The 23,310-nt window shown below is 62.4% G+C and carries 26 protein-coding genes and 2 tRNA genes; 20 read left to right on the top strand and 8 right to left on the bottom strand.

Translation table 11 applies throughout. The features are described from left to right. Positions 1-41 precede the first annotated feature (41 nt). The 4 genes from B5G34_RS01040 (at position 42) to B5G34_RS01025 (ending at position 3,809) form a co-directional block, all read left to right on the top strand. Complete coding sequence (locus B5G34_RS01040) at positions 42-965, top strand: BRCT domain-containing protein (protein WP_087333594.1); 924 nt, start codon at positions 42-44, stop codon at positions 963-965. A gap of 32 nt (positions 966-997) precedes the next feature. Beyond that, positions 998-1,438: a PH domain-containing protein gene (locus B5G34_RS01035; RefSeq protein ID WP_087333593.1), complete on the top strand. Its 441-nt coding sequence runs from the start codon at positions 998-1,000 to the stop codon at positions 1,436-1,438. Positions 1,439-1,531: 93 nt separating this feature from the next. Next, positions 1,532-3,016, top strand: a complete 1,485-nt coding sequence (locus B5G34_RS01030; protein WP_087333592.1) for a recombinase family protein — start codon at positions 1,532-1,534, stop codon at positions 3,014-3,016. Positions 3,017-3,197: 181 nt separating this feature from the next. Next, positions 3,198-3,809, top strand: a complete 612-nt coding sequence (locus B5G34_RS01025) for a hypothetical protein (protein ID WP_242956735.1) — start codon at positions 3,198-3,200, stop codon at positions 3,807-3,809. Between the two features lie 48 nt (positions 3,810-3,857). Here the strand turns inward: B5G34_RS01025 and B5G34_RS01020 are convergent, their stop codons facing one another. Beyond that, positions 3,858-5,042 carry an MFS transporter gene (locus B5G34_RS01020; protein WP_242956793.1) on the bottom strand — a complete coding sequence of 395 codons (1,185 nt, stop codon included), beginning with the start codon at positions 5,040-5,042 and terminating at the stop codon, positions 3,858-3,860. Between B5G34_RS01020 and B5G34_RS19010 the strand changes: the two genes are divergently transcribed. Further along, complete coding sequence (locus B5G34_RS19010; RefSeq protein WP_242956807.1) at positions 4,942-5,208, top strand: hypothetical protein; 267 nt, start codon at positions 4,942-4,944, stop codon at positions 5,206-5,208. The genes B5G34_RS01020 and B5G34_RS19010 overlap by 101 nt on opposite strands. Here the strand turns inward: B5G34_RS19010 and B5G34_RS01015 are convergent. Further along, positions 5,171-5,258, bottom strand: a tRNA-Leu gene (locus B5G34_RS01015). The genes B5G34_RS19010 and B5G34_RS01015 overlap by 38 nt on opposite strands. A 171-nt stretch (positions 5,259-5,429) precedes the next feature. On the opposite strand from B5G34_RS01015, the gene B5G34_RS01010 reads away from it, so the two are divergent. The 6 genes from B5G34_RS01010 to B5G34_RS00980 all read left to right on the top strand — a co-directional run bounded on the left by B5G34_RS01010 (position 5,430) and on the right by B5G34_RS00980 (position 11,076). Beyond that, positions 5,430-5,753: a helix-turn-helix transcriptional regulator gene (locus B5G34_RS01010; RefSeq protein WP_087333589.1), complete on the top strand. Its 324-nt coding sequence runs from the start codon at positions 5,430-5,432 to the stop codon at positions 5,751-5,753. Continuing rightward, positions 5,750-7,030, top strand: a complete 1,281-nt coding sequence (locus tag B5G34_RS01005; RefSeq protein WP_087333588.1) for a DUF2812 domain-containing protein — start codon at positions 5,750-5,752, stop codon at positions 7,028-7,030. Before B5G34_RS01010 ends, B5G34_RS01005 begins: the two co-directional genes overlap by 4 nt. 27 nt (positions 7,031-7,057) lie before the next feature. Beyond that, the gene (locus tag B5G34_RS01000; RefSeq protein WP_087333587.1) at positions 7,058-7,777 is read left to right on the top strand and encodes a DUF2812 domain-containing protein; all 720 of its coding nucleotides are present in this window, start codon (positions 7,058-7,060) and stop codon (positions 7,775-7,777) included. Positions 7,778-8,321: 544 nt separating this feature from the next. After that, positions 8,322-9,443, top strand: a complete 1,122-nt coding sequence (locus tag B5G34_RS00990) for a DUF2812 domain-containing protein (RefSeq protein WP_087333585.1) — start codon at positions 8,322-8,324, stop codon at positions 9,441-9,443. Between the two features lie 31 nt (positions 9,444-9,474). After that, positions 9,475-10,080: an NAD(P)H-dependent oxidoreductase gene (locus tag B5G34_RS00985; protein ID WP_087333584.1), complete on the top strand. Its 606-nt coding sequence runs from the start codon at positions 9,475-9,477 to the stop codon at positions 10,078-10,080. Then, positions 10,081-11,076 carry an asparaginase gene (locus tag B5G34_RS00980; RefSeq protein WP_087333583.1) on the top strand — a complete coding sequence of 332 codons (996 nt, stop codon included), beginning with the start codon at positions 10,081-10,083 and terminating at the stop codon, positions 11,074-11,076. It abuts the gene before it with no gap. A gap of 47 nt (positions 11,077-11,123) precedes the next feature. On the opposite strand, the gene B5G34_RS00975 is transcribed toward B5G34_RS00980, so the two are convergent. Further along, positions 11,124-11,549, bottom strand: coding sequence for a flavodoxin (locus B5G34_RS00975; protein WP_087333582.1), 426 nt, complete (start codon positions 11,547-11,549; stop codon positions 11,124-11,126). A 23-nt stretch (positions 11,550-11,572) separates the two neighbouring features. Continuing rightward, the gene (locus tag B5G34_RS00970; RefSeq protein WP_087333581.1) at positions 11,573-12,136 is read right to left on the bottom strand and encodes a DUF3793 family protein; all 564 of its coding nucleotides are present in this window, start codon (positions 12,134-12,136) and stop codon (positions 11,573-11,575) included. A gap of 193 nt (positions 12,137-12,329) precedes the next feature. Here B5G34_RS00970 and B5G34_RS00965 point away from each other — a divergent pair, with 193 nt between their 5' ends. From B5G34_RS00965 to B5G34_RS00955, 3 genes are read left to right on the top strand one after another with little or no spacing between them, the layout of a single operon-like run. Beyond that, on the top strand, positions 12,330-13,283 hold the full coding sequence (locus tag B5G34_RS00965; protein ID WP_242956791.1) for a tRNA-dihydrouridine synthase family protein: 954 nt from the start codon (positions 12,330-12,332) through the stop codon (positions 13,281-13,283). Positions 13,284-13,288: 5 nt separating this feature from the next. Next, on the top strand, positions 13,289-14,359 hold the full coding sequence (proC, locus tag B5G34_RS00960; protein WP_087333580.1) for a pyrroline-5-carboxylate reductase: 1,071 nt from the start codon (positions 13,289-13,291) through the stop codon (positions 14,357-14,359). 10 nt (positions 14,360-14,369) lie between these two features. After that, the gene (locus B5G34_RS00955) at positions 14,370-15,359 is read left to right on the top strand and encodes a DUF4085 family protein (RefSeq protein WP_087333579.1); all 990 of its coding nucleotides are present in this window, start codon (positions 14,370-14,372) and stop codon (positions 15,357-15,359) included. Positions 15,360-15,375: 16 nt separating this feature from the next. Here B5G34_RS00955 and B5G34_RS00950 read toward each other — a convergent pair. Continuing rightward, a tRNA-Gly gene (locus B5G34_RS00950) sits at positions 15,376-15,449 on the bottom strand. A 191-nt stretch (positions 15,450-15,640) separates the two neighbouring features. Between B5G34_RS00950 and B5G34_RS00945 the strand changes: the two genes are divergently transcribed. Next, entirely contained in the window at positions 15,641-16,276 is a 636-nt protein-coding gene (locus B5G34_RS00945; protein ID WP_087333578.1) for a TetR/AcrR family transcriptional regulator, read from the top strand. 64 nt (positions 16,277-16,340) lie between these two features. Here B5G34_RS00945 and B5G34_RS00940 read toward each other — a convergent pair whose 3' ends face one another. Together B5G34_RS00940 and B5G34_RS00935 are read right to left on the bottom strand one after the other, a co-directional pair. Continuing rightward, on the bottom strand, positions 16,341-16,844 hold the full coding sequence (locus B5G34_RS00940) for a GreA/GreB family elongation factor (RefSeq protein ID WP_087333577.1): 504 nt from the start codon (positions 16,842-16,844) through the stop codon (positions 16,341-16,343). Between the two features lies 1 nt (position 16,845). After that, complete coding sequence (locus B5G34_RS00935; protein ID WP_087333576.1) at positions 16,846-17,244, bottom strand: DUF3783 domain-containing protein; 399 nt, start codon at positions 17,242-17,244, stop codon at positions 16,846-16,848. Between the two features lie 101 nt (positions 17,245-17,345). On the opposite strand from B5G34_RS00935, the gene B5G34_RS00930 reads away from it, so the two are divergent. From B5G34_RS00930 to ppk1, 3 genes are read left to right on the top strand one after another with little or no spacing between them, the layout of a single operon-like run. Next, entirely contained in the window at positions 17,346-17,561 is a 216-nt protein-coding gene (locus B5G34_RS00930; protein ID WP_242956734.1) for a DUF6774 domain-containing protein, read from the top strand. A gap of 37 nt (positions 17,562-17,598) precedes the next feature. Next, on the top strand, positions 17,599-18,513 hold the full coding sequence (locus B5G34_RS00925) for a hypothetical protein (RefSeq protein WP_087333574.1): 915 nt from the start codon (positions 17,599-17,601) through the stop codon (positions 18,511-18,513). Continuing rightward, the gene (gene ppk1 / locus B5G34_RS00920; protein WP_343286544.1) at positions 18,503-20,644 is read left to right on the top strand and encodes a polyphosphate kinase 1; all 2,142 of its coding nucleotides are present in this window, start codon (positions 18,503-18,505) and stop codon (positions 20,642-20,644) included. Before B5G34_RS00925 ends, ppk1 begins: the two co-directional genes overlap by 11 nt. Positions 20,645-20,696: 52 nt before the next feature. On the opposite strand, the gene B5G34_RS00915 is transcribed toward ppk1, so the two are convergent. Beyond that, positions 20,697-21,971 (bottom strand): adenylosuccinate synthase, encoded by a 1,275-nt coding sequence (locus tag B5G34_RS00915; RefSeq protein WP_087333573.1) that lies wholly within the window; start codon positions 21,969-21,971, stop codon positions 20,697-20,699. A 293-nt stretch (positions 21,972-22,264) separates the two neighbouring features. Here B5G34_RS00915 and B5G34_RS00910 point away from each other — a divergent pair, with 293 nt between their 5' ends. Beyond that, positions 22,265-22,573, top strand: coding sequence for a YerC/YecD family TrpR-related protein (locus B5G34_RS00910; RefSeq protein WP_087333572.1), 309 nt, complete (start codon positions 22,265-22,267; stop codon positions 22,571-22,573). Then, positions 22,563-23,309 carry a class I SAM-dependent methyltransferase gene (locus B5G34_RS00905; protein WP_087333571.1) on the top strand — a complete coding sequence of 249 codons (747 nt, stop codon included), beginning with the start codon at positions 22,563-22,565 and terminating at the stop codon, positions 23,307-23,309. Before B5G34_RS00910 ends, B5G34_RS00905 begins: the two co-directional genes overlap by 11 nt. The last annotated feature ends 1 nt before the right edge of the window (position 23,310 follow it).

Genomic DNA, 23,310 nt, shown 5'->3' with positions numbered 1-23,310 from the left:
ATAAAAGTGTCCTGTCTGGACACACAAGGGAGATGGATACTATGCCCACAAAAGACTTAGAGGACTACCGCCGCTATACAAAACCCGCAGAGCTGCACAAGGCGGTCAACACGCTGCGGGGCCTGGTGGCAGGCATCAACTCCGATATGGATGTGAGCTCCAAGGAGGTCGCAGAGCTGGTCCATTGGTGTGAGATCCACGCTGAATTTCGTGACCGCCATCCTTTCTCCGAAATTCTGCCCGTGGTGGAACGGGCCACCGAGGATGGGGTGGTGACGGAAGAGGAAGCGAAGGATATTTTGTGGCTCTGCAATAACTTTGCTGATAACAACGCCTATTATGACATGGTTACCTCCTCCATCCAGTTCCTGGCCGGAATGCTCCACGGTCTTCTGGCAGACGGTGAATTGAGTGACCGGGAGATCATGACGCTCAAGGCCTGGATCGATGCCAACGACTTTCTGGCCGGTACTTATCCCTTTGATGAGATCAACAGCCTGCTCCATGTGGTTCTGGCGGATAAGAAAATTACGCAGGAGGAGCGGGAAACACTGATGGCATTGTTCGGAGATGTGATCGACTTCACTTCCTCCTACAATCTGTCCGAGAAAGAGTTCTCCCGGCTCCGGGAAACCTACAGTATCGGCGGTATCTGTGCCGTCTGCCCTGAGATTACCTTCCAGGATAAAACCTTCTGCTTTACCGGGGAATTTTACCGTGCAAAGCGCTCCGAAATTGCCGACATTGTAGTGCAGCTGGGCGGCAAAGCCCGCACCTCTGTGTCCGCCAAAACTGACTATCTGGTGGTGGGTAATGCAGGAAATCCCTGCTGGGCCTATGCCTGCTACGGCCGTAAGATCGAGCAGGCGGTTAGTCTTCGCAAGGAGGGTGCCGGGATCGTGATCGTCAATGAGACTGACTTCTGGGACGCTGTTGACGATGCAGATATCAGAACGGATGACTAAGTCATCTTTAATAGGAAAGAGAGGTTTTTATTATGGGACTGTTCGGTAATCTGACCCAGGGTATTATGGGCAACATGAGCGAAGTATCTGTGGACGAGCTGACCAAGGAATACGGCGCCTATCTGATGGACGGCGAGACCATCCAGACCGGCTTCCGTCTGGTCCGGGACGTGGTGCTCTTCACCGATAAGCGCATCGTGGACTTTGACAAGCAGGGCGCCACCGGCCAGAAGATGCGGGTGGACTCCATCAATCTCTCCAGCATCATCCATGTCTCCGCCGAGACCTCCGGCTTTGGCATGGATGACAGCGAGATCAACATTTCCTATATCTCCTCCCCCTACTACCGGGCCAGCGGCGGGGTGTCTGTGGCAGAAAAGAAATTCGAGTTCCCCAAAAAGTACAGCATCCAGCCGCTGTATAAGCAGCTCCAGGAGATCGCATATGAGAACCACGAAAATCTGAACAAGTAACTTCATCATAAGACAATAAGAGCCGGGGTTCACGCCCCGGCCTCTTAAAACGCCAAAAATCGAACTTTTGTGCCACGAAAGCAGGTGAATCTGATGGACGCAGCCCAATATCTCCGCAAGTCCCGCATGGAGGAAGGCATGGATACCGAGGAGGTGCTGGCCAAGCACCGCAAGGCCCTGGCCGACTTTGCCGCCTCCCATGACATCCACATCATTGAGACCTACTATGAGGTGGTCAGCGGCGAGAGCCTGTACGCCCGCCCGGAGATGCTCCGGCTGCTGGAGGACGTAGAGGAGGGCCGCTACGACGCTGTGCTGGTGATGGATCTGGACCGGCTCTCCCGCGGCCGCATGAAGGACCAGGGCATCATTCTGGATGCCTTCCGGGACTCGGGCACCCTCATCGTCACCCCGGAAAAGACCTATGACCTGTCCGACGATTTGGACGATGAGATGGCGGAGTTCAAAACCTTCATGAGCCGCCGAGAGTACAAGATCATCAACAAGCGGCTGCGGCGAGGGCTGAAGCAGACCATCCGGGACGGCTGCTATGTGGCCAATGCCCCCTATGGCTACCGGAAGGTCACGGTGGACCGGAAGCCCACCCTGGAGATCTACGAGCCGGAGGCCAAGTTCGTGCGCATGATGTACGACCTCTACCTCCAGGGCTACGGCTGCGTCTCCATCGCCCGGTATATCAATTCCTTGGGCGCCAAGCCCCACCGCTCGGCGGAGTTCACCCGCAACAGCGTGGCCCACATTCTGCGCAATCCCACCTTTGCCGGCAAGATCGTGTGGGACCAGAAGACCCACATCCGCAAGGGGGCCAAGGGCAACCCCAAGCACATCACCATCTACAATCCACGCGATCAGTGGACCATCGTGGACGGGATGCACCCGGCCATCATCTCCCAGGAGACCTACGACCAGGTCCAGGCCGTCCTGGCCGGCCGGTATATCCCCTCCCGGAACGACGGCACGGTGCGCAGCTCTCTGGCCGGGCTGGTGAAGTGCGCCAACTGCCGCCAGAACATGCAGCGCATGACCATGAAAGGCACCCCTTACCTGCTCTGTACCAGGCCCGGCTGCTGCGCCAGTACCAAGTTCGAGCTGGTGGAGGAGCGGGTGCTGGCCTACCTGGAGGAGACCCTGGCCCGCCTGGAGTTGCAGCAGCAGACCGGTATCAGCCGGGACACCTCCGTGCAGGAGGCGGCACTGGAGGCTGTCAAAAAGGAGCTGGCCGCCGCCCAGCGGCAGAAGAGCCGTCTGTATGAGCTTCTGGAGATGGAGGAGTACGACCTGCCCACCTTCCGGGAGCGGATGGCTGCGGTGAAGGAGAAGATCTCCGGTCTGGAGCGCCGCCAGCGGGAGGCCCAGCAGGCCATTGAGGACGCCAGGACCGCGGACCCCGCTTCCCTGGCCAGGAAGATCCGGGCGGTCCTGGACGCCTACGGCGCCGCCGATCCAGCCGGCCGCAACGCCATGCTGAAGGGCGTCATCTCCACCATTCAGTACCAAAAGGAGAAGAAAACCAGGCCCACCGAGTTCCAACTGGCTTTTGAGCTGAAACCCTTCTGATTGCAACCCATTGGGGCGCAATGGTTTCAGCGGTATATAAGACGCTATATCTTCCGATAAAGATTGTATCGAAGATCTGCGTTTCTACCCAACCCAAAGTTCCCAGGCGGCCATTGAGCGGGCCGTCAGCATCAAGGCCGGGAAGGCCGAGCTGCTGTATGTCTACATCGATGTGGAGCCGGTGGGCTTCAACCGCGGTTTCTACACCGTTGACGTGCGCTACTTCTATCGAGTCACCGCCGACGCCTTTGTGGGTGCCGCCCGGCCTGTAGAGGTCAGCGGCCTGTGTGTTTTCGACAAGCGGGTGATCCTGTTCGGCAGCGAGGGCACCGCCAAGATTTTCTCCTCCCAGACCTCTCTGGACGGTCTGGATGAGCAGCACATCCGCCAGAGCAATCTGCCCACCGCCGTGGTGGAGGTGGTGGACCCCATCGTCCTGAATATGAAGCTGGTGGATGTGTGCGAGTGCCACCACTGCGACTGCGAGCTGTCCGATATTCCGCCCTGCATTTGCGGCTGCTTCAATAGCGAGCTGTGCTGCGGCAGCGAGAGCAAACGGATCTACGTCACCCTGGGTCAGTTCTCCATCATCCGGCTGGAGCGCGACTCCCAGCTGCTCATGCCGGTGTACGACTACTGCATGCCCGAGAAGGAGTGCGCCTGCGGCAACTGTGAGGAGGACCCCTGTGAGATCTTCCGCCATGTGAAGTTCCCCGTCAACGAGTTCTTCCCCCCCAGCGCCCCCTCCGCCGGCCCTGACTGCCATCCCCAGCTGAAGGGCTGCTGCTCCTGAATCACCTATAAAAAGTCCGGCGCGGCATTTCTGCCGCGCCGGTCCTTTTTAGCCCATGCGTTTTGCCGCTGCAATGTACAACGGAATGGCCGCAAGCTGTGCCGTCACAGAGACTGCAATCATGGCCGGAAGGCTGACGTCATACAGCACCCCCAAAAGCCAGCTGCCCAGAAACCAGAACACGCCGAAGGAACATTCAAAAATACCGTACCCGGTAGCGCGGCTGGTTTTGGGCACCATGTTTGTCACAGCCGCCTTCAAAATGGATTCCTGTGCGCCCATCCCAATCCCCCACAGCGCGATCCCCAGAAGCAGCATGGGTACACTATGGGCACCGAAGACAAAAACCGCAAAGGGCGCCGAGAGCAGCGTGGACCAGACCAGCGCTCGAATCCCCTTCTTATCAAAGAGCATCCCAAAGAAAAGGGCGGCAACCGCATCCACCAGCATGGCTCCGGCATACAGAAGGGGCAAGGTCCCGCTGCTGACCAATGCAGAGGTCTCTGCAAGTCCAGCCGCAAGTTCTGTGTAAGTGCGGGAAACATGCATCAGAATAATGGAATAGTCAATAAAACCAAAGGCAAACAAGCTGATCCCGCCAATATACAGGAGGAACTCTTTTTTCAACCGAAAGGGCACATATTCTTTGGGCGTGGGCTCAAATTGCTCCGGATTTGGGAATTTGCGTCTGGTGAGCAGCAGCAGCAGGATGGTAATCGCTCCCGGAATGGCCAGGACCGCAAAGCATGCGGCATAAATTTCAAACGCAGTTCCCTCCGTCCGGAACAGCATCACCAGATACAACAGCACAGGTCCCAGAAAGGCGCCGATCTGGTCAAGGGCCTCCTGGATCCCAAAGCTCTTTCCCACGCCCTCCTGAGAGGCGGCAAAGGACATGATGGTATCCTTGGCAGGCTTTTTGATGGCCTTTCCCATGCGCTGGATCACCAGCAGGACGCAGGCCGCGATCCAGCCGTGTTCCCCCACAAGGGCAAGGGCGGGAACCGCCAAAACATCCAGAATATATCCCGCCACGGTCATGGGCCAGTATTGCTTGGTCTTGTCCACCCATTTTCCAAATACATAGCGCATGGAATAGCCGATCAGCTCGCCCAGCCCGGAGATAAAGCCGATGACGCCTGCCGACGCCCCCAGCAAATCCAAATATGCCCCCCGAATGCTGGAGGCTCCTTCGTGGGTCATATCTGAAAACAGGCTGACCACGCCAAACATCAAAATAAACAGCATGGCCTGGGAGATTCTTTTCTTGCCCTTCCTCATCTTCCCTTTTCTCCCCCAATCTCAGCCGCTGGCGTCTAATATAGAAAAAAGTCGGAGCAAAGCGAACTTTGCTCCGACTTTGGTGCGCGAGGCGGGACTTGAACCCGCACGTGCGTAATGCACACTAGAACCTGAATCTAGCGAGTCTGCCAATTCCACCACTCGCGCGTCTTGTTTTGGGGCGCTGTCGTTCAGCGCGAGATTTATATTACCACGTCGAATCCGGATTGTCAACACTCTTTTTCATTTTTCTCAATTATTTTTTGTATCGATATTCGATATTGACTTTATATCGAATATCGTTATACAATGAACCTGACAGAAAGGGGGCGGTGATGGTTGGCGCGCAAGAAGTTGGAAACGCTGACGGAGCAGATGTTCTATGTACTGCTGGCTCTGCGGCAGGAGCGGCATGGCTACGGCATCATGCAGACCATCACCGCCCTCACCAACGGCCGGGTAAATGTGGGGGCGGGCACCCTGTACGCCCTGCTGGAGCGGTTTGAGCAGGACGGGCTGATCTGCCTGACCCGGATGGAGCTCAACCGGAAATACTATCAGCTCACCCCCCAGGGGGACAAGGTGCTCCGGGAGGAGTACCAGCGCATCCGGCAGCAGGCGGCGGACATGGAGCAGGTCTTGCGGGAGGAGGAAACCATATGAAGGGGAAATGGACGCTCTTTACCTATCCTGTCATGGATATCAAGGCGGCGGAGGCCATGCTCAACCGCCGGGCGGCGGAGGGCTGGCGGCTGGAGAAGGTGCATCTGGGCGCGCTGGCCCGCTTCGTCCCTGCGGAGACGCCGGTGTGCTACTGCATCGACTGGTACGACCCCAACCGAGAGGACGGGCTGGATTACCGCCATCTGCTGGCCGACGCTGGCTGGCATCCGGTGGGCCAGTTCAGCTACTGGAACCTGTATGAGGCCCCGGCGGGCACCCCTCCCATCCAGACCGACGGGGAACTGGAGTACCAGCGGTTCCGGAAAAAGTCCCTGCGGCGGATGGTCATCAGCTGGGCTGCGGTGGGGGTGCTGGCGGCGGTGATCCTGCTGCTGGCCCTGCTGGTGGGTTTGAAGAAACGGGATTACCTTCTCACCTTCCTCACCGATCTGAACACAGGCGCCTTCCTGGCTGCCCTGCTGCCCCTGCTGCTCCCCGGCGAACTGCTGTGGTCGGTGCGGCTGCTGCTGCGGCTGGGCCAGTGGAGGCGGGCCATTGCCCGTGACGAGCCCTTCCCGGTGCCCGGCCGGGCCAGCGCCCTGGCGGCCCGGCTGTTGGTTTTGGCCGGCTATCTGCTTCTGGTACCTCTGGTGCTGGCCATTCTGCTGGACGCCATGGCCGGGTCCCTCAGCCTGGGGTGGATCATCGGCATGATCATCGCCTGTCTGGTGATCCTGGGCAGGGAGCCTCTGGTGGAGTACCAGCGCAAGCGCCGGTACGCCAAGGGCACCGTGGTCTGCATGGCGGTGCTGCTGGCGGCATGGCTGCTGCCTCTGTCCGGCGTGGCAGCTGCCCTGAGCGTCAGGCCTCCCCTGGCGGACCAGTCCCTTTTGCCGGAGCGGCTGGAGGGCGGGACGCTGGAGACCCGCGCCACCCTGCTGGCCGCCCGGACCGAGTGGTATGAATGGGGCCCGATGATGGCGGCCGGAGCGGGTAATGGCTATGCCGAGGGCCAGGCCTGGGTCCTGCCATGGTCCTGGCTGGCCGACTGGGTGACGGAGCAGTACCTCACCGATATGGGCACCCCTCACCCGGAGGAGCTGCCCGGCTACGAGGACGTGTGGCTGTCCCGGGCCAGCCTGGGCAGTACCAATTACACGGAGGACCTATGGCTCATCCGCCGGGGTAACACCCTTTTGTGGGTGGAGACCAACGCAGGCCCTCTGGACACCCAATGGCTGGACGGCATCCTGGCGCGGCTGGAAGAGGCGGCATAAGAGCTCGGCAAAAACGGAGGGATTGGGATGAAAACACGGTGGAAGCTGTTTACATACCCCCTGATGGACATCAAAGCCGCTGAGGCCATGCTCAACCGCCAGGCTGCAGAAGGCTGGCGGCTGGAGAAGGTGCATCTGGGCGCCCTGGCTTCCTTTGTCCCTGCGGAGACGCCGGTGTGCTACTGCATCGACTGGTACGACCCCAACCGGGAGGACGGGCTGGATTACCGCCGTCTGCTGACCGACGCGGGCTGGCATCCGGTGGGCCAGCTCAGCTACTGGAACCTCTACGAGGCCCCGGCGGGCACCCTTCCCATCCAGACCGGCGGGGAGCTGGAGTACCAGCGGTTCCGGAAAAAGGCCCTGCGGCGGATGACCACCGGCTGGAGCATCCTCCTGGCCATGGTGCTCCTGCTGGTGGTTCTGGCACCTGTGACTGCGTGGCTTGGGCTGAGCTCGGTATGGCAATACTGGCTGGAGCTGCCGGCCCAATACAATACCGTGGCCCTGCTCCTTTTGTTTCTCCCCCTGCTGCTTCTGGGGGCCTGCTGTGGTCGGCGCGGCTGGTGCTGCGGCTGGGCCAGTGGAAGCGGGCCATTGCCCTTGACGAATCCTTCCCGGTGCCCGGCCGGGCCAGCGCCCTGGCGGCCCGGCTGCTGGTGCTCGCGGGGGATCTTCTGCTGGTGCTCTGTCTGCCCTGCTTCGTGCTGGATGCCGCAACAGGCGCGTTGGGCCGCCCCTGGATAATCGGCACCATCATCGGCGCGCTGATCGTACTGGGCACCAAGGAGGGGATCAAATACCAGCGTGTCCGCCGCTATAAAACGGGCATGGTCATTGCCGCGGCGGTCCTTCTGGTGATCAGCCTGCTGCCGCTGTCCTGGCTCACCGCCCGGCTGCAGGTGCCCTCCCCCCTCAGCGGCCCCAATCTGTTTCCATGGGCCGAGGTGGAAAAGCGGGAGGACTCCACCACCTTCCTGGCCGCTCACACCAAGTGGGAGGAGTGGTGGTACCCCAAAGGTCTGCCGGAGCGTGCCTATACCGTGACCGCTTGGGCGGAGGGCTGGGTCCTGCCCTGGACCTGGCTGGCCGACTGGGTGACAGGGCAGTATCTCAAGGATATGGGTGTCTCTGACTCAGAAGAGCTGCCCGGCTATGAGGATGTGTGGGTCTCCGATGATCTGTGGCTCATCCGTCGGGGAAACACCGTTTTGTGGGTGGATGGCGACATGTCCCCCCTGGACACCCGGTGGCTGGACGGCGTCCTGGCACGATTGGAGGAGGATATCACATGAAGGAGCAACAGATCCGCTGGTTCCGCTATACCGCCGAGGACGCCAAGGCCGCCCAGGCGGAGCTGGATGAGCTGGCGGACGGGGGCTGGGAGCTGGCGGAGCTGGGCATCTTCACCGCCGCTTTCCGCCCCTTGGAGGAGCCCCGCCGCTGCTGGGTGGAGCCCGCCCGGTGGAAGAGCAGCAGCCGGAAGGACGAGCAGGCCCGGGAGGACTACCTGGCCCTGTGCGCCCAGGCGGGCTGGGACCTGCTGGATGAGGCGGGGGGCCTGTTCTATTTCCAGGCCCAGCCCGGGACCCACCCCGTCCCCATCCAGACCGACGGCAGCATGGAGTGGGAGGAGGTTTTGAAAAAGAGCCTGTGGAACCAGGCCTATACCTTCTTCGATCTGGTGATCTACTGGGTAGCCTGGTCTGCGGGGCGCTATTTCCTGGACCGGCCCCGGCTGTGGGAGGTCTTCTTCTCCAACGGGGCCATGGCGGCCCAGCTGCTCCTGCTGGTGTGGGTGGCTCTGGAGCTCTTTCTGGGTCTGCGGGTGGTGCGCTACCGGCGCAAGTGCCGGAAGGCGGCGGAAACGGGCGCTCCCATGCCGGTCCCCGGCCGCAGATCCGCCCGGTTCCGGGGCGCGGCTCCCCTGTGCTATGTGGTTCTGGCCCTGGGGGTGGGCCTCAGCCTGCTGATGAGCTTCTCCGACAGCCATACCTCCTTTGAGGGGGGCGAAAGGCTGACCGCCGGGGGCTCTGTTTTGGGACAGACGGCGGAATACCGCCGGTTCTCCCAGGAGGACGGGGACCTGTGGATCGAGTCCTACGACTGCCGCACCGGCTGGCTGGCCGATATCGTGTGCCGTGACCTGGGGGCCACCGAGGGGGACAAGGACCGTCTGGACCGCTATCTCCACCTCCACGGCCCGGTGGAGCTGACTCCGGCGGAGCTGGGCTATGACCAGGCCTGGACCTACCGGTGGGCGGATGGCAGCGGGCTTCTCTTCCGGCAGGGCAACCGGGTGGTCCATATGGAGTCGGCGGTGCTGGACCTGACCGACAACGCCCTGGTGTCCTCCCTGCTGGCCGACCTGGACGGGGCCGCTTGCGCCCTTCTGGAATCTGTGATAGCATAGACGGGAAAAAAGACGCGGGAGCGTGAGACAAATGGAACAACTTCTTTTCATCAACGCCTGTGTGCGGGGGGAGCAGTCCCGCTCGCTGAAGCTGGCCCGCCGGTTCCTGGAGGGCTGGCAGAAGGCCCACCCTGACGGAGCCGTCACCGAGGTGGACCTGTGCAGGGACCGTCTGGTACCCCAGTACCCCGAGGTGCTGGCCGAGCGGGACGCTCTGTGGAGCGCGGGCAAGCTGGACGACCCCATGTTTGCTCCGGCCCGGCAGTTTGCTGCCGCCGACAGGATCGTGATGGCCGCCCCCTTCTGGGAGCTCTCCTTCCCTGCCATCCTGAAGATCTATCTGGAGCGGATCACCGTCACCAACATCACCTTTGGCTATGACGCCGACGGCAGAAATGTGGGCCTGTGCAAGGCCAAGAAGCTGCTGCTCATCACCACCCGGGGCGGAGACTTCTCCAGACCGGAGACCGCCTGGATGGAGATGGGGGCCCGGCAGCTGGAGGCCCTGTGCGCCATGTACGGCATCCCCTCCTTCCAGTGTCTGGCGGCCGAGGGGCTGGACGACGTAACCCGGGATAAGGAGGCCATTCTGGCCGAGGCCATGGGCCGGGCGGACGCCCTGGCGGAGGTGTTTTAAGTGAAGAGCCGCATCCTGCTCCTCACCACCGGCGGCACCATCGCCTCCCTGCCCACCGAGGAGGGCCTGGCCCCCGGGCTGGACGGGGAGGATCTGGCGGAGCTGCTCCCCCGGGGCGTTACCGACTCCTACGACATCACCATCCGGGACATCCTCCATCTGGACTCCTCCAACATCCAGCCGGAGGAGTGGCAGACCATCGCCCGCCGCGTCTTTGAACAGCGCAGCGCCTATGACGGCATCGTCATCACCCACGGCACCGATACTATGGCCTATACCGCCTCCATCCTGTCCTTCATGCTGCGAGGCATCTCCATTCCGGTGGTGCTCACCGGGGCCCAGCTGCCCATGACCCACCCTCTCAGCGACGGCATGGAGAACCTGCGCACCGCTCTGGCCATGGCGGCCTCCGGGGTGGCGGGGGTGTTTCTGGCCTTTGACCGGAAGGTGATTTTGGGCTGCCGGGCGGTGAAGACCCGCACCACCGACTTTGACGCCTTTGAGAGCGTCAACTGGCCTCTGGCCGCCTCGGTGGACGGCAAGGGCCTTCAGATCCGTCGGGAGGCCATCCCCACCACCGCCGGGGCCTGTACCCTGCGGGATAAGCTGTGCGACAAGGTGTTCCTCATCAAGCTCACCCCCGGCCTGGACCCGGAGATCTTTGACATGCTGCTCCAGATGCACTACCGGGGCATCGTCATCGAGGCCTTCGGGGCGGGCGGGCTCCACTTCGTCCGCCGGGACCTGATCTCCAAGCTGCAAACGGCGGCTCAGGCGGGCATGACCGTGGTGGTGTGCAGCCAGTGCCTCTATGAGCCCAGCGACTTCTCGGTCTACGAGGTGGGCCAGAAGGTGCTGGCCCAGGGGGTCATCCAGGGCCGGGACATGACCACCGAGGCGGCGGTCACCAAGCTCATGTGGGTGCTGGGCCAGACCGACGACCCGGAGATCATCCGGGACTATATGGAGCGCTCCCTGGCAGGAGAAATGGCATAAATACAACAAGAGCGTGCTGCTTCGGCAGCACGCTCTTCTGCTTTTGATCAGCCCACCAGGGCCTTGCCCAGCGCCCGGCAGGCATCGGCTGCATCGCCGTCGGGGGCCTCATGGGCGATCACCGGCTCATCGGCCATCTTGCAGCCCAGGTCCTCGCACTCCTCCGCCCAGGTACGCATCCACTCCCCGTCGCCCCAGCCGTAGGAGCCGAAGAGGCCAATGGTCTTGCCGCTCAGGCTCCCCTTCACGGCGTCAAACATGGGCTGGAACTCCCCCTCCTCCAGCTGCTCGGCTCCCATGGAGGGGCAGCCGAAGGCGATGGCGTCATAGCCGCTTACCAGGTCGGGGGTGAAAATAGCGGGCGGCAGCAGGTCAGCCTGTCCACCGGCGGCCAGGATGCCCTCCTCAACCAGCTTTGCCATGGCCTCGGTATTGCCGGTGCCGCTCCAATAAACCACTGCGATCTTGCTCATAAAGTCTCATCCTTTCTGTTTTTTCATGCCGCCACCGTCAGCTGCTTCAGGGTAGCCCCTCCGGCAAACCGGCGGCGGTAATCGCTGGTGCAGTCCTTGAACCGCCGGAACTGCCGGGCCGCCTCCTTGGGATCGCCGTAGCACTTCCAGCAGCCGCAGAGGGTGAAGTTCTTCCCCTTGTGGCGGATGAAGCCCTTCACATCCGCCAGGGGATAGCCCAGAAACACCCCGATCTCATGGGGGAACTCCCCCTCCAGGCACAAACGGGCGGCCAGCTGGCGCAGACAGCCCCGGCTGTCCTTCCAGGGCGCATAGCCCATTTCCCGCAGGAAGTCGGCGTGCTCCCCCCGGCCCAGCAGCGCCTCCAGCTCCGCCTTTCGATAGAGGTAGACCAGGTAGGCCCCCGTCTTCCGGCAGCCCTTCAGCAGGGTGAGCACCAGCCCCCGCCCCTCCAGCTCCCGCCGGCAGGAGAGAAACTGGGCCACAAAGTCAGCCTCATCCTCAGGCTGAACGCGGAACAGGCTGGCGGGCTTCAGCCCCGCCAACGTAGGGGAACCGTGCTCGATCAGGGCAGCTTGCAGGGACATGTCTGGTGCTCCTCTCCGGGTTAGTTTAAGCTAACCATTAGTCATTTATTTTGGTTAGCTCTCGCTAACCATGTGATTAAAATAGCATAGTTCCCCGCTCCTGTCAATCCTTTTTTTGCCCATAGGGCCGCTTGACGGGGGCGGTCCGCCCTGCTACAATTTGCTACAGCAAGTTAAAGGAGCGAGTTGTTTGATGGTATCCCTTGCCCCCATGGAGGGGCTGACTACCGTATATTACCGGCGTGCCCTGGCCCGCTGGTTCGGCGGGGTGGACAAGTACTTCACCCCCTTCCTCACCCCCACCCAGGACCACCGCTTCACCAAGCGGGAGTTAAGGGAGGTCCTGCCGGAGCAGAACGACGGCCTGCCCACGGTGCCCCAGCTGCTCACCCGGAACGCCCAGGACTTTCTCTGGGCGGCGGGGGAGCTGGCCGCCATGGGCTACCGGGAGGTCAATCTGAATCTGGGCTGCCCCTCGGGGACAGTGGTGGCCAAGGGCAAGGGCTCCGGCTTTCTGGCCCATCCGGAGGAGCTGGACGCCTTTCTGGAGGAGATTTTCTCCAAGGCCCCCTGTGCCCTCTCGGTCAAAACCCGGATTGGCCTGAAGGACCCGGAGGAGTTTGCCGCCCTGCTGGCCATCTACCGCAAATATCCCCTGGCGGAGCTCATCGTCCACCCCCGGGTGCGCACCGACATGTACAAAAATCCCCCCCGGTGGGCCTGCTTCGGGGAGGCTCTGGAGGGCTCCCCCTTCCCGGTGTGCTATAATGGGGACATCTACACGCCCGACGACGCGGACAGGCTCCGCTCCGCCTTCCCGGCGGCGGACCGGCTCATGCTGGGCCGGGGGCTGGCGGGGGACCCGGCTCTGGCCCGGCGGCTCAAGGGCGGCCCCCCGGCAGGCCGGACGGAGCTGAGCTGCTTTGTGGACCAGGTCTATGAGTCCTACGCCCAGGCCTTCGGCAGCCGCCGCAACGCCATGCTGCGGATGAAGGAGGTCTGGTTCTACCTGATCCGGCTGTTTCTGGACGGAGACAAGCTGTCCAAGGCCATCAAGAAGGCCCGGGACCCTCTGGACTACGAGAGTGCGGTGCGGTCGGTGTTTGCCGATCTGGAGCTCTCCCCCGTCCTCCGGCCGGACTGGTAAGGGCCATGGCGTACTGGGTCTATATTCTGCGCTGTGCCGACGGCACGCTGTACACCGGCACCGCCGCCGACGTGGACAGGCGGGCGGCGGTCCACAACCGGGGCAAGGAAGCCAAATATACCCGCTCCCGCCTGCCGGTGGAGGTGGTCTACCGGGAGAGCTGTCCCCATAAGGGGGCGGCCCTGAGCCGGGAGTACGCCATCAAACAGCTGAGCCGGCGGGACAAGCTGGCTCTTATCTCACAATATGAAAGAAAGCTGGGATCATGTATGAAGAAAGCGGCATTCATCGGCGCCGGCAATATGGGCGGCGCTCTCATTCAGGCGGCCTGTCAGGCCATGGGCGCCGATCAGGTCATCATCACCAACCGCTCCGCCGCCAAGGCCCAGGCTCTGGCCGATACCTGCGGCTGCGCCGTGGCGGCGGACAACGCTGCCGCCGCCCGGGAGGCGGAGTACGTCTTCCTGTGCGTCAAGCCCCAGGTGATGGAGGGTGTGGTGAAGGAGCTGGCCCCCGCCCTGCGTGACAAGCCGGACACCGTGCTGGTCTCCATTGCCGCCGGGCTTCAGATCGCCACCCTGCGGCAGTGGCTGGGCCTGCCCAATCCCATCCTGCGCATCATGCCCAACACCCCCGCCTCCATCGGCATGGGTATGCTGGCCCTCACCGGCGAGCCGGACGCCAGGGAGGAGCACTATCAGGCGGTGGAGACCATTCTGGCCAGGGCGGGCCGGGTGGAGCGGCTGGCCGAGCACCAGATGGACGCCTTCTCCGCCGTGGCGGGCTGCGGCCCCGCCTTTGTTTACCCCTTCATTGAGGCTCTGGCCGACGGCGGGGTAAAGGTGGGCCTGCCCCGGAGCCAGGCCATGGTGTACGCCGCCCAGATGGTGCTGGGCTCGGCCGCCCTGGTGCTGGAGAGCGGCAAGCACCCCGGCCAGCTGAAGGACGAGGTTTGTTCCCCCGGCGGCTCCACCATCGCCGGTGTGGCGGCCCTGGAGGCCCGTGCCCTCCGCTCCGCCGCCATCGAGGCGGTGGAGGCCGCCTACCACCGGAACGTGGAGCTGGGCAAGGTATAAGGGCACTCCCATGCGCTACTATACCAAAGAATGGTACCATCTGATGCAGCACCAGCACGACCTCAGCGGCTTTCGTAAAATTCCCGACAAGGTCTACTCTGACCGGGAGATCCGCGCCTTCTATGAGCAGGACCGGAAGGCGGCGGTGGCCGCGGCCCGCCGCAGCTACAACACACCCCCCGATTTCCGCTGGTATGAGGAGCTGCTTCAGCCGGACCGCTTTGATCCCCGGAATTTTCTTCTGACCGATCCCCAGACCGGGGCCGACTTTCACCCTGAAACCCCGGAGGCGGCCCGGCGCTGTCTGGAGGCGGAGGCCCGGGCGGAGGAGGCCCGCTTCGCCGCCCGTCCCCCCTTTGACCCGGCGGAGGCCGACAAAGAGTTTCAGGAGACCTACCGGGGACAGCTGCGCTGGGGCGGGAACCACTTCCCCCAGTGGGTGCGGGACACAGTGGATAAGCGGCTCATCGCCCTGAACCGGATGCCCGAGCAGGCCTACCGCCGCCTCCGGCAGGAGGAGCGGGCCCACCGCCGGGCCTTTGCGGCCATCAACAAAAAGGCGGAGCAGGTGCTGGAGGCCCAGGATATCCCGGAGTGGCTGCGCGCCCGTTTTTTCTTTCATGACGCCGATGTACTGAGGCTCCGGAAGCAGGGCGGCGACGCCGTTCTCCTGCTGCGTAATGACGGCCGGCCGGAGACGCCCTACTGCGCCGTCACCTTCCACGCTGTCTCTATGCTGGACCGGGAGCGGGGCCTGGTACTCCGTCCCCGTCCGGACGACGAGGGCCTGCTGATCTCCAACTGCCAGTACCTCTATGAGGAGCTCTACCGCACCGGCCAGGGCTATGAGATCCACATGCTTTTGTGGACCCCCTCCGCCCTGCGTTACCTCACCGTGGGCTGCCGGTCCGTGAGCATCCGGGCGTTGGATGCCTCCGCGCCGGAGATCTGCGCAGTTCTATCCGCTTTGTCGGTAAGCAAAACGAAGGACACGACATAAGTCGTGCCCTTCTTTTTGGAGCAGGTAAAGGGAATCGAACCCTCATATTCAGCTTGGGAAGCTGACGTTCTGCCACTGAACTATACCTGCAATTTAATTGACTTTGGTATTATAGCATGCCCTTCCAGCTTTGGCAAGGCCTTTTTTGTCGAGCCCGTCAAAACCCTTCGCCCTCTTCTCCGAAAATTCACAAAAAGCCTTGCAATCATTACCAAAGCATGATATCATTTCTTAAACCAAAGGTATAATAACTGAAAGGGTATGGAAAGGTTGGAAGTACGATGAGCAAAAAACAGGCGCTGACTGAATTCCATCGGGGCTCCATCCTGGCCGCCGCCGAGCGGCTTTTCGCGGAGAAGGGCACCGAGAAGACCACCATGGACGACATCGCCCGGGAAGCGGAGTACAGCAAGGCTACGCTGTACGTCTATTTCCAGAGCAAGGAGGAGATCATCAACGCCATTCTCCTCAGCGGTATGGTCCTGCTGAAGAAGAAGCTGCATGAGGCCATTGAGAGCCATACCGACTGGTTCCAGGCCTACGACGCGGTATGCCAGGCCATTGTTCGCTTCTATGATGAAAACCCCACCGCCTATGACGCGGCCACCGGCGCCATCCCCCTGTCCCAGGGCGGGGAGTCCGTTCAGAAGGGGATAGCCGACATCATCCGGGTCAGCGATGAGATCGAGCAGGAGCTGGCCGATTTCCTGGTCCGCGGTGCGGCGGACGGCGCGGTCCGTTCTCAGCTGCCCCCCATGGAGACCGTGCTGCTTTTCTGGTCCGCCCTGTCCGGTATGGTCCACACCGCCGAGAAGCGAGAGGCATACATCCAGCGCACTCTGGGCCTCACCCGGGAGGAGTACCTCCAGCACGGCGCCCGCCTGCTGCTGGCCTCTCTCACCAAGGCCAACATGTAACGGTCCACACCAAAACGCCGTCCCCTGCATGGCAGGGGGCGGCGTTCTGTATTTTGGCATACTTTCAGAAGCCGGTCAGCGGGGCGGAGCCGTCGTCCTCCCCCTTTTCGATGGCCAGCACCTTGGCGTCATAGCCGTAGCTGTCGTTGACCTGGATGCGGAAGGTCTCCCCCACCTTGCGGCCCAGCAGGGCCTTCCCCATGGGCGACTCCTTGCTGATGAGCCCGTGGAGGGCGTCCTGCCGCATGGTGGTAACGATCTGGTAGGTCTCGGTGTCCCCCTCGTCCTCCAGAAAGACGGTCACCTTGTCATAGAGCCCCACGCCGTCGGTCACCGGTTCGTCGGGCAGCACCTTGGCGGTGCGGATCATGTTCTCCAGGTAGCGGATGCGGCTTTCGTTGCGGTTTTTCTCCTGCTTGGCGGCCTTGTACTCAAAATTTTCGCTCAGGTCGCCGAAGGCCCGGGCCTCCTTCACCGCCTCCAGCAGCTGGGGCCGCAGCTGAATGCGGCGGTAGTCCAGCTCCTCCCGCATCATCTGGATATCCTTTTTGGTCAGTTCGTTGTGCATATCAAATCCCCTCTTTTCCAGCATGGGCGGCCTGTCCCTCCTGAATGGCCTGCCGCTCCCGGAGCAGCTCGGCATGGAGGGCGGCGGAATCCCAGGTCCGGTTGGTGGGGGTCAGCACCGCCTTGAGGGCCACCGGCGGGATCTTGTTGCGGCGGAAGCCCTGGAGGAACCGGTCCAGCAGGGGGCCGGTGCAGTTAACCAGCACCAGCATCTCATCGGAAAAGCCCTCCCCCTCCCAGGGCGTCTCGGGGGCGGCCCCCTCCACCAGCTCGCCCAGGGGCAGGCCGTACTCCTCCGGCTTCACCAGCCGGGCACGCAGCCCCAGCGGCAGGCACATCCGCCGGATCTTGGCGCCCTTGGAGTTATCCAGGTTATAAAGCAAAATCAGAGGCATATTCATGGTGTTCTTCCCCTTTCGTCTCTCCATTGTACCCACAACCGCCGCCGCCGTCAACCCGCATCTCCCGCCGCCATACATTATAAAGAAGGGAGATGAGGCCTGTGTACACACCGCCCTCCGGTGAGACGCTGCTGGCCGCCGCCGCCCTGGCGGGGGCTCAGCTGGCAAAAAACCGCTCTGCCGAGGAGCTGGCCGTCCTGTCCGCTTTTTTCTGCACCCTGGGAGACGGCCTGGCTCTCATCGCCGCCCGCCGGGCGATGGATGAGGCATGTAAATCTTCTGTAAATCCCATTGATAATGCTTCGGAAATCGCGTAAACTTAGAAGGAAAGTCTAAAGAGAGGTGCATCCGACCATGAAATGCGGAATTGTGGATGTTGGCTCCAACACCATCCGCCTGTCCATCTACCAGTGGGAGGGCAGGACGTTCAAGCTGCTGATGAATAAAAAGGAGATGGCCGGCCTGGCCGGCTATATCAAAAACGGGGTGCTGTCCGACAGCGGCATCCTGGTGGCCTGCCGGGTGCTGGCCGGCTTCAAGGAGCTGCTGCACAACTTCGATATCACCGATCTCCATGTGTTCGGCACCGCCTCCCTGCGCAATATCGTCAACACCGAGGAGGCCCTGGAGACCATTGAGGCGGTCACCGGCGTCAAGGTGGAGGTGCTCTCCGGCGCCGACGAGGCCGCCTTCTCCTTCCTGGGGGCCACGGTGGGGGGCGGCGCGCCGGGCACCGGCCTGCTGGCCGACGTGGGCGGCGGCTCCACCGAGCTGGTGGCCTACCGGGACGGGGCCATCACCTCGGGCTGTTCCCTTCCCATGGGCTCCCTGTCCCTCTTCACCCGGTATGTCTCCGGCCTCTTCCCCACCCGGGAGGAGCGGAAGGCCATCCGGACCGAGGTGAGCACCGAGCTGGAGAAGGCCCGTACCGCCGGTCTGCAATGCGACCATCTCACCGGCGTGGGGGGCACCTTCCGGGCGGCCGCCAAGCTGTGCAACGACCTGTCCGGGGCCGACCCGGACAATAAAATCATACCGGCGGAGGAGATCCGGGCCCTGTACAAGGGTCTGAAGAAGGGGGATCAGGATACCCTGAAGCAGATCCTCCGCTCGGTGCCCGACCGGGTCCATACCATTCTGCCCGGTCTGGCCATTCTCAAGTCCATTCTGGACGCCTATCAGGTATCCACCGTCACCGTCAGCGCCTGCGGCGTCCGGGAGGGCTACCTGCTTCATCGAGTCATGGGGGTAACAAGTCATGATGCATAAAGAGATCGACACCCGCTATACCCAGGAGCGGGAGCTGTCCTGGCTGCGCTTTAACGAGCGGGTGCTGGAGGAGGCCAGGGACGAGAGCGTCCCTCTGTTTGAGCGGCTGAAGTTCGCCTCTATTTTCACCAGCAATCTGGACGAGTTCTTCATGATCCGGGTGGGGTCCATTTACGACATGACCCTGTCCAAGCAGACCCATGTGGACAGCAAGAGCGGCCTCACCCCCACCGAGCAGCTTCAGGCCATCTTCAAGGCGGTGCCCGCCCTCTACAAGCAGCGGGACAAGATCATCTCCCAGCTGGAGAAGCGGCTGCGCACCTGCAACATCTGCAATCTCACCCCGGCGGAGCTGGACGGCAAGGAGCGCAAGCAGACCGAGCGGTGGTTCAGGGACTATGTGCTGCCCATCCTGTCCCCCATGGTGGTGGACAGCCACCACCCCTTCCCTCACCTGCCCTCCAACAGCCTGACCATCGCCCTCACCCTGCGGCTGGGCAATAACCGCTGCTTCGGCCTGGTGCCCATTCCCAAGGCCCTCCCTCTCTACTACCAGCTGGAGGAGCAGGGGCTGCGCTACCTGCTCACCGAGCAGATCGTGCTCCACTACGCCGACCAGCTCTTTGAGACCTATCAGGTGGAGGAGAAGTGCGTCATCTCGGTGACCCGCAACGCCGACATCAGCCCCGAGGACGAGGATTACGACGTGGGCGAGGATTTCCGGGCCCATATGCAGAAGGTGCTGAAAAAGCGGGCCCGGCTGGCTCCCGTGCGCCTGGAGATCCAGGGGGAGGCCTCCGCCGAGCTCCAGCAGTTTTTGTGCCAGCGGCTCAACCTGACCGCCGAGCAGGTGTTCAGGTCCAAGAGCCCCCTCATCATGGGCTACGTCTATTCTCTGGAGGGCAAGCTGCCCAAGGAGAGCGCCGCCGCCCTGTGCTATCCCCCCTATACCCCCCAGTGGCCCGCCGGACTGGTGAAGGGGGAAAAGCTCATTCCCCAGATTTTACGGCGGGATACCCTGCTGTTCTACCCCTTCCACTCCATGGAGCCCTTCCTCCAGCTGGTGCGGGAGGCCGCCAACGACCCGGCGGTGCTCTCCATTAAAATCACCATCTACCGCCTGGCCTCCACCGCCAAGCTGGTGGAGTACCTGGCCGCGGCGGCGGAAAACGGCAAGGACGTGACGGTGCTCATGGAGCTGCGTGCCCGGTTCGACGAGCAGAACAACATCGCCTGGGCCCAGCGGCTGGAGGAGGCCGGCTGTACCATTCTCTACGGCTTTGAGCACTTCAAGGTCCACTCCAAGATCTGCCTCATCACCCGCCGGGAAAAGGGCCACATCCAGTACATCACCCAGATCGGCACCGGCAACTATAACGAAAAGACCGCCAAGCTGTACACCGACTTCTGTCTCATGACCGCCAGCCCGGCCATCGGCGGCGACGGGGCGGCCTTCTTCCAGAACATGGCCACCTCCAACCTCCACGGCGACTATCACCAGCTGCTGGTGGCCCCCTACAGCCTGAAAAACCGCATTCTGGAGCTGATGGACCGGGAGATCGAGAAGGCCCGGCAGGGTCAGCCCGCCCGTATCTTCTTCAAGGTCAACTCGGTCACCGACCGGGACCTCATCGACAAGCTGGCCCAGGCCAGCCAGGCCGGGGTACCGGTGACCCTCAATGTGCGGGGGATCTGCTGCCTGCGGCCCGGCGTACCCGGTCTCACCGACCGCATCCGGGTCTTCTCCATCGTGGGCCGCTACCTGGAGCATCCCCGGATCTATGCCTTCGGCGTGGGCGAGGGCACCCGACTCTATATCGGCTCGGCCGATCTGATGACCCGCAACACCGAGCGGCGGGTGGAGATCGCCTGCCCGGTGGTGGACCCGGACGTCCGCCGCCAGATCCGCTCCTATGTGGAGCTCTTCTGCTCCGACAACGTGAAGGCCCGCAACATGGGGCCCGACGGGGGCTACTCCCCCGTTCCCCGGGAGGAGGGGGCCCCCGCCCTCGACGCCCAGGCGGCCCTGATGGCGCGGGCGGTGCAGGAGGCCCAGGCCGCCGCCAGCGCCCCGGTCCCCCAGGAGAAGAAGGGCGGCCTCTTCCACCGCCTGTTCCGCAAGCGCTCCTAAAGAGACAAAAACAGCCGCCGTCCATCAGGACGGCGGCTGTTTTTCATATCTCTCAGCGATAGCAGATCTCGTGGCGCTTGGGGCCGGTGGAGACGATGGTGATGGGGCACTCGATCTCCTGTTCCAGGAAGGCCACATAGTCCTTGGCCTGCTGGGGCAGGGCGTTGAAGTCGGTGACGCCCCGGATGTCGCACTTCCAGCCGGGCAGGGTGGTGTAGACGGGCTTGGCATGGTCCAGCATGGCGGGCACCGGGAAGTCCCGGGTCACCTTGCCGTCGATCTCATAGCCGGTGCACACCTTGATCTCATCCAGATAGCCCAGGCAGTCGATGGCGGTGAGAGCCACCTGGGTGGTACCCTGCACCATGCAGCCATAGCGGGTGGCCACGGCGTCGAACCAGCCCACCCGGCGGGGGCGGCCGGTGGTGGCGCCGTACTCGCCGGCGTCGCCGCCCCGGCGGCGCAGCTCCTCCGCCTCATCGCCGAAGAGCTCGCTGACAAAGGCGCCGGCGCCCACAGCGGAGGAATAGGCCTTGGTGACCGTCACAATATCCTTGATGGACGTGGGAGGCACAGCGCCGCCCACCGTGCCGAAGCCGGCCAGGGTGTGGGAGGAGGTGGTCATGGGGCAGATGCCCAGGTTGGGGTCCTTCATGGAGCCCAGCTGACCCTCCAGCAGCACCTGCTTGCCCTCCTTCAGGGCCTGGTGCACGAAGGTGACCGCATCCCCCACGTAGGGCTCCAGGATCTTCTTGTAGCCCATCAGCTCCTGGAACAGGGCCTCGGGGTCTAGGGCAGGCTTGTGGTACAGGTGCTCCAGCAGCACGTTTTTCAGGTCACAGATGTGCTTGATCTGCTCTCTCAGCCGGTCCTCGTGCCACAGGTCGGCCACCTGGATGCCGATTTTGGCATATTTATCGGAATAGAAGGGGGCAATGCCCGACTTGGTGGAGCCGAAGGCCGCGCCGGCCAGGCGCTCCTCCTCGCAGCTGTCCAGCAGCACATGATAGCTCATCAGCAGCTGGGTGCGCTGGTCCACGATGATGTGGGGGGCAGGCACGCCGCCCTCCTCCAGATGCTTCAGCTCGGCGGCAAACTTGTTGACATCCAGCGCCACACCGTTGCCGATGATGTTGGTGGTGTGGGTGTAGAACACGCCGGAAGGCAGCTGATGCAGGGCAAACTTACCATAGTCGCAGATAATGGTATGGCCCGCATTGGCGCCGCCCTGGAAGCGGATGACCACATCGGACTTCTCCGCCAGCAGATCGGTGATCTTACCCTTACCCTCGTCGCCCCAGTTGGCGCCTACGATCGCTTTCACCATATTTGGTTCCTCCTGCCGCGGGGATTCGCACATTGGCCTTTTCCCGTCGGCAATCCATGGGGTCAGTGTTCCCCAGGCGGTATTATATTACGCTTTACCCTGTGAATCAAGGCAAAAAAAGAGAAAAAATGTCACAAATTCTCTCCCAGCCCTTTCCATGCCGTCATGTACTGTTGGAAAAGTAAAAAAAGAGGTTTACTTCCACACTTCACTTTGATAAAATAGGAGAAACGGGCGGTCTTTTCTCCGCCCGACGGTTTCCGAAAGAGAATCATCAGGAGGGCAAACACTCTATGACGAAAAACGAAAAACGGGAACACAGTGACCTGCTCTATCAGGCCATCCTCACGCTGAAGGATCTGGACGAGTGCCGCAAGTTCTTTTCCGACCTGTGCACCGTGGCGGAACTGCGGGCCATGGAGCAGCGCTTCGAGGTAGCCATGCTGCTGTCCGACGGCATGATCTACAACGACATTCTGGAGCGCACCGGCGCCTCCAGCGCCACCATCAGCCGGGTGAACCGCTCCCTGCAATATGGCGCCGACGGCTATCAGGCGGTGCTGCCCCGGGTGAAGGAGAAGCAGAACGGCAATGGCGTATGAATATCTGGCCGGCTGCTACGACCGGTTCACCGCCGACGTCCCCTACGCCGCCTGGGCGGACTATCTGGAGAAGCATTTTGCCCGCAGCAAGCTGCCCATCCATACCGTGCTGGACCTGGCCTGCGGCACCGGCTCTCTGACCTGTGAGCTGGCCCAGCGCGGGTATGAGATGATCGGGGCCGACCTGTCGGAGGAGATGCTGGCCCAGGCCGCCGAGAAGGCCCGGGACCTCTCCGGCACCCTCCCCATCTTCCTCCACCAGGCCATGGAGGAGTTGGACCTGTACGGCACCATTGACGCCTGCGTCTGCTGTCTGGACAGCGTGAACTACGTGACCCGGCCCAAAAAGCTGGCCCGGGCCTTTCAGCGGGTTCACACCTTCCTGATGCCGGGAGGACTGTTCCTCTTTGACATCAACACCCCGGACAAGCTGCGGGGACTGGACGGCCAGCTCTTCATGGATGAGGATGAGGACGCCTGCTGCATCTGGCGGGCGGAGTACTCCCCCCGGCGGCGTATCTGTACCTACGGCTTCGACCTCTTTTTCCGCACGGAAAACGGGCTGTGGGACCGGATGGAGGAGGTCCATGAGGAGTACGCCTATGAGCCGGATGAGCTGGAGGACATGCTGCGGCAGGCCGGCTTCCGGCAGATCAAGCAATATGGCGAGCTGAAGATGCGCAGACCCGCACCGGGGGAAGAGCGCATCTTTTTCGCCGCACGAAAGGAATTTTAAT

The sequence above is a fragment of the Flavonifractor sp. An82 genome (assembly GCF_002159265.1).
GTDB lineage: Bacteria > Bacillota > Clostridia > Oscillospirales > Oscillospiraceae > Flavonifractor.
This window is presented reverse-complemented; position numbering and strand designations above follow the sequence as displayed.

Bases quoted from the DNA above. Each gene is read 5' to 3' on its own strand.
- ppk1 (WP_343286544.1), top strand. From the start codon at position 18,503: ATGATGCATAAAGAGATCGACACCCGCTATACCCAGGAGCGGGAGCTG.
- B5G34_RS00970 (WP_087333581.1), bottom strand. From the start codon at position 12,136: ATGTCCCTGCAAGCTGCCCTGATCGAGCACGGTTCCCCTACGTTGGCG.
- B5G34_RS01035 (WP_087333593.1), top strand. From the start codon at position 998: ATGGGACTGTTCGGTAATCTGACCCAGGGTATTATGGGCAACATGAGC.
- proC (WP_087333580.1), top strand. From the start codon at position 13,289: ATGGCGTACTGGGTCTATATTCTGCGCTGTGCCGACGGCACGCTGTAC.
- B5G34_RS01005 (WP_087333588.1), top strand. From the start codon at position 5,750: ATGAAGGGGAAATGGACGCTCTTTACCTATCCTGTCATGGATATCAAG.
- B5G34_RS00940 (WP_087333577.1), bottom strand. From the start codon at position 16,844: ATGCACAACGAACTGACCAAAAAGGATATCCAGATGATGCGGGAGGAG.
- B5G34_RS00965 (WP_242956791.1), top strand. From the start codon at position 12,330: ATGGTATCCCTTGCCCCCATGGAGGGGCTGACTACCGTATATTACCGG.
- B5G34_RS00935 (WP_087333576.1), bottom strand. From the start codon at position 17,244: ATGAATATGCCTCTGATTTTGCTTTATAACCTGGATAACTCCAAGGGC.
- B5G34_RS01030 (WP_087333592.1), top strand. From the start codon at position 1,532: ATGGACGCAGCCCAATATCTCCGCAAGTCCCGCATGGAGGAAGGCATG.
- B5G34_RS19010 (WP_242956807.1), top strand. From the start codon at position 4,942: ATGACGCCTGCCGACGCCCCCAGCAAATCCAAATATGCCCCCCGAATG.
- B5G34_RS00910 (WP_087333572.1), top strand. From the start codon at position 22,265: ATGACGAAAAACGAAAAACGGGAACACAGTGACCTGCTCTATCAGGCC.
- B5G34_RS00915 (WP_087333573.1), bottom strand. From the start codon at position 21,971: ATGGTGAAAGCGATCGTAGGCGCCAACTGGGGCGACGAGGGTAAGGGT.
- B5G34_RS01000 (WP_087333587.1), top strand. From the start codon at position 7,058: ATGAAAACACGGTGGAAGCTGTTTACATACCCCCTGATGGACATCAAA.
- B5G34_RS00955 (WP_087333579.1), top strand. From the start codon at position 14,370: ATGCGCTACTATACCAAAGAATGGTACCATCTGATGCAGCACCAGCAC.
- B5G34_RS01040 (WP_087333594.1), top strand. From the start codon at position 42: ATGCCCACAAAAGACTTAGAGGACTACCGCCGCTATACAAAACCCGCA.
- B5G34_RS00985 (WP_087333584.1), top strand. From the start codon at position 9,475: ATGGAACAACTTCTTTTCATCAACGCCTGTGTGCGGGGGGAGCAGTCC.
- B5G34_RS00945 (WP_087333578.1), top strand. From the start codon at position 15,641: ATGAGCAAAAAACAGGCGCTGACTGAATTCCATCGGGGCTCCATCCTG.
- B5G34_RS00975 (WP_087333582.1), bottom strand. From the start codon at position 11,549: ATGAGCAAGATCGCAGTGGTTTATTGGAGCGGCACCGGCAATACCGAG.
- B5G34_RS01020 (WP_242956793.1), bottom strand. From the start codon at position 5,042: ATGTTTGGCGTGGTCAGCCTGTTTTCAGATATGACCCACGAAGGAGCC.
- B5G34_RS00990 (WP_087333585.1), top strand. From the start codon at position 8,322: ATGAAGGAGCAACAGATCCGCTGGTTCCGCTATACCGCCGAGGACGCC.
- B5G34_RS00925 (WP_087333574.1), top strand. From the start codon at position 17,599: ATGAAATGCGGAATTGTGGATGTTGGCTCCAACACCATCCGCCTGTCC.
- B5G34_RS00905 (WP_087333571.1), top strand. From the start codon at position 22,563: ATGGCGTATGAATATCTGGCCGGCTGCTACGACCGGTTCACCGCCGAC.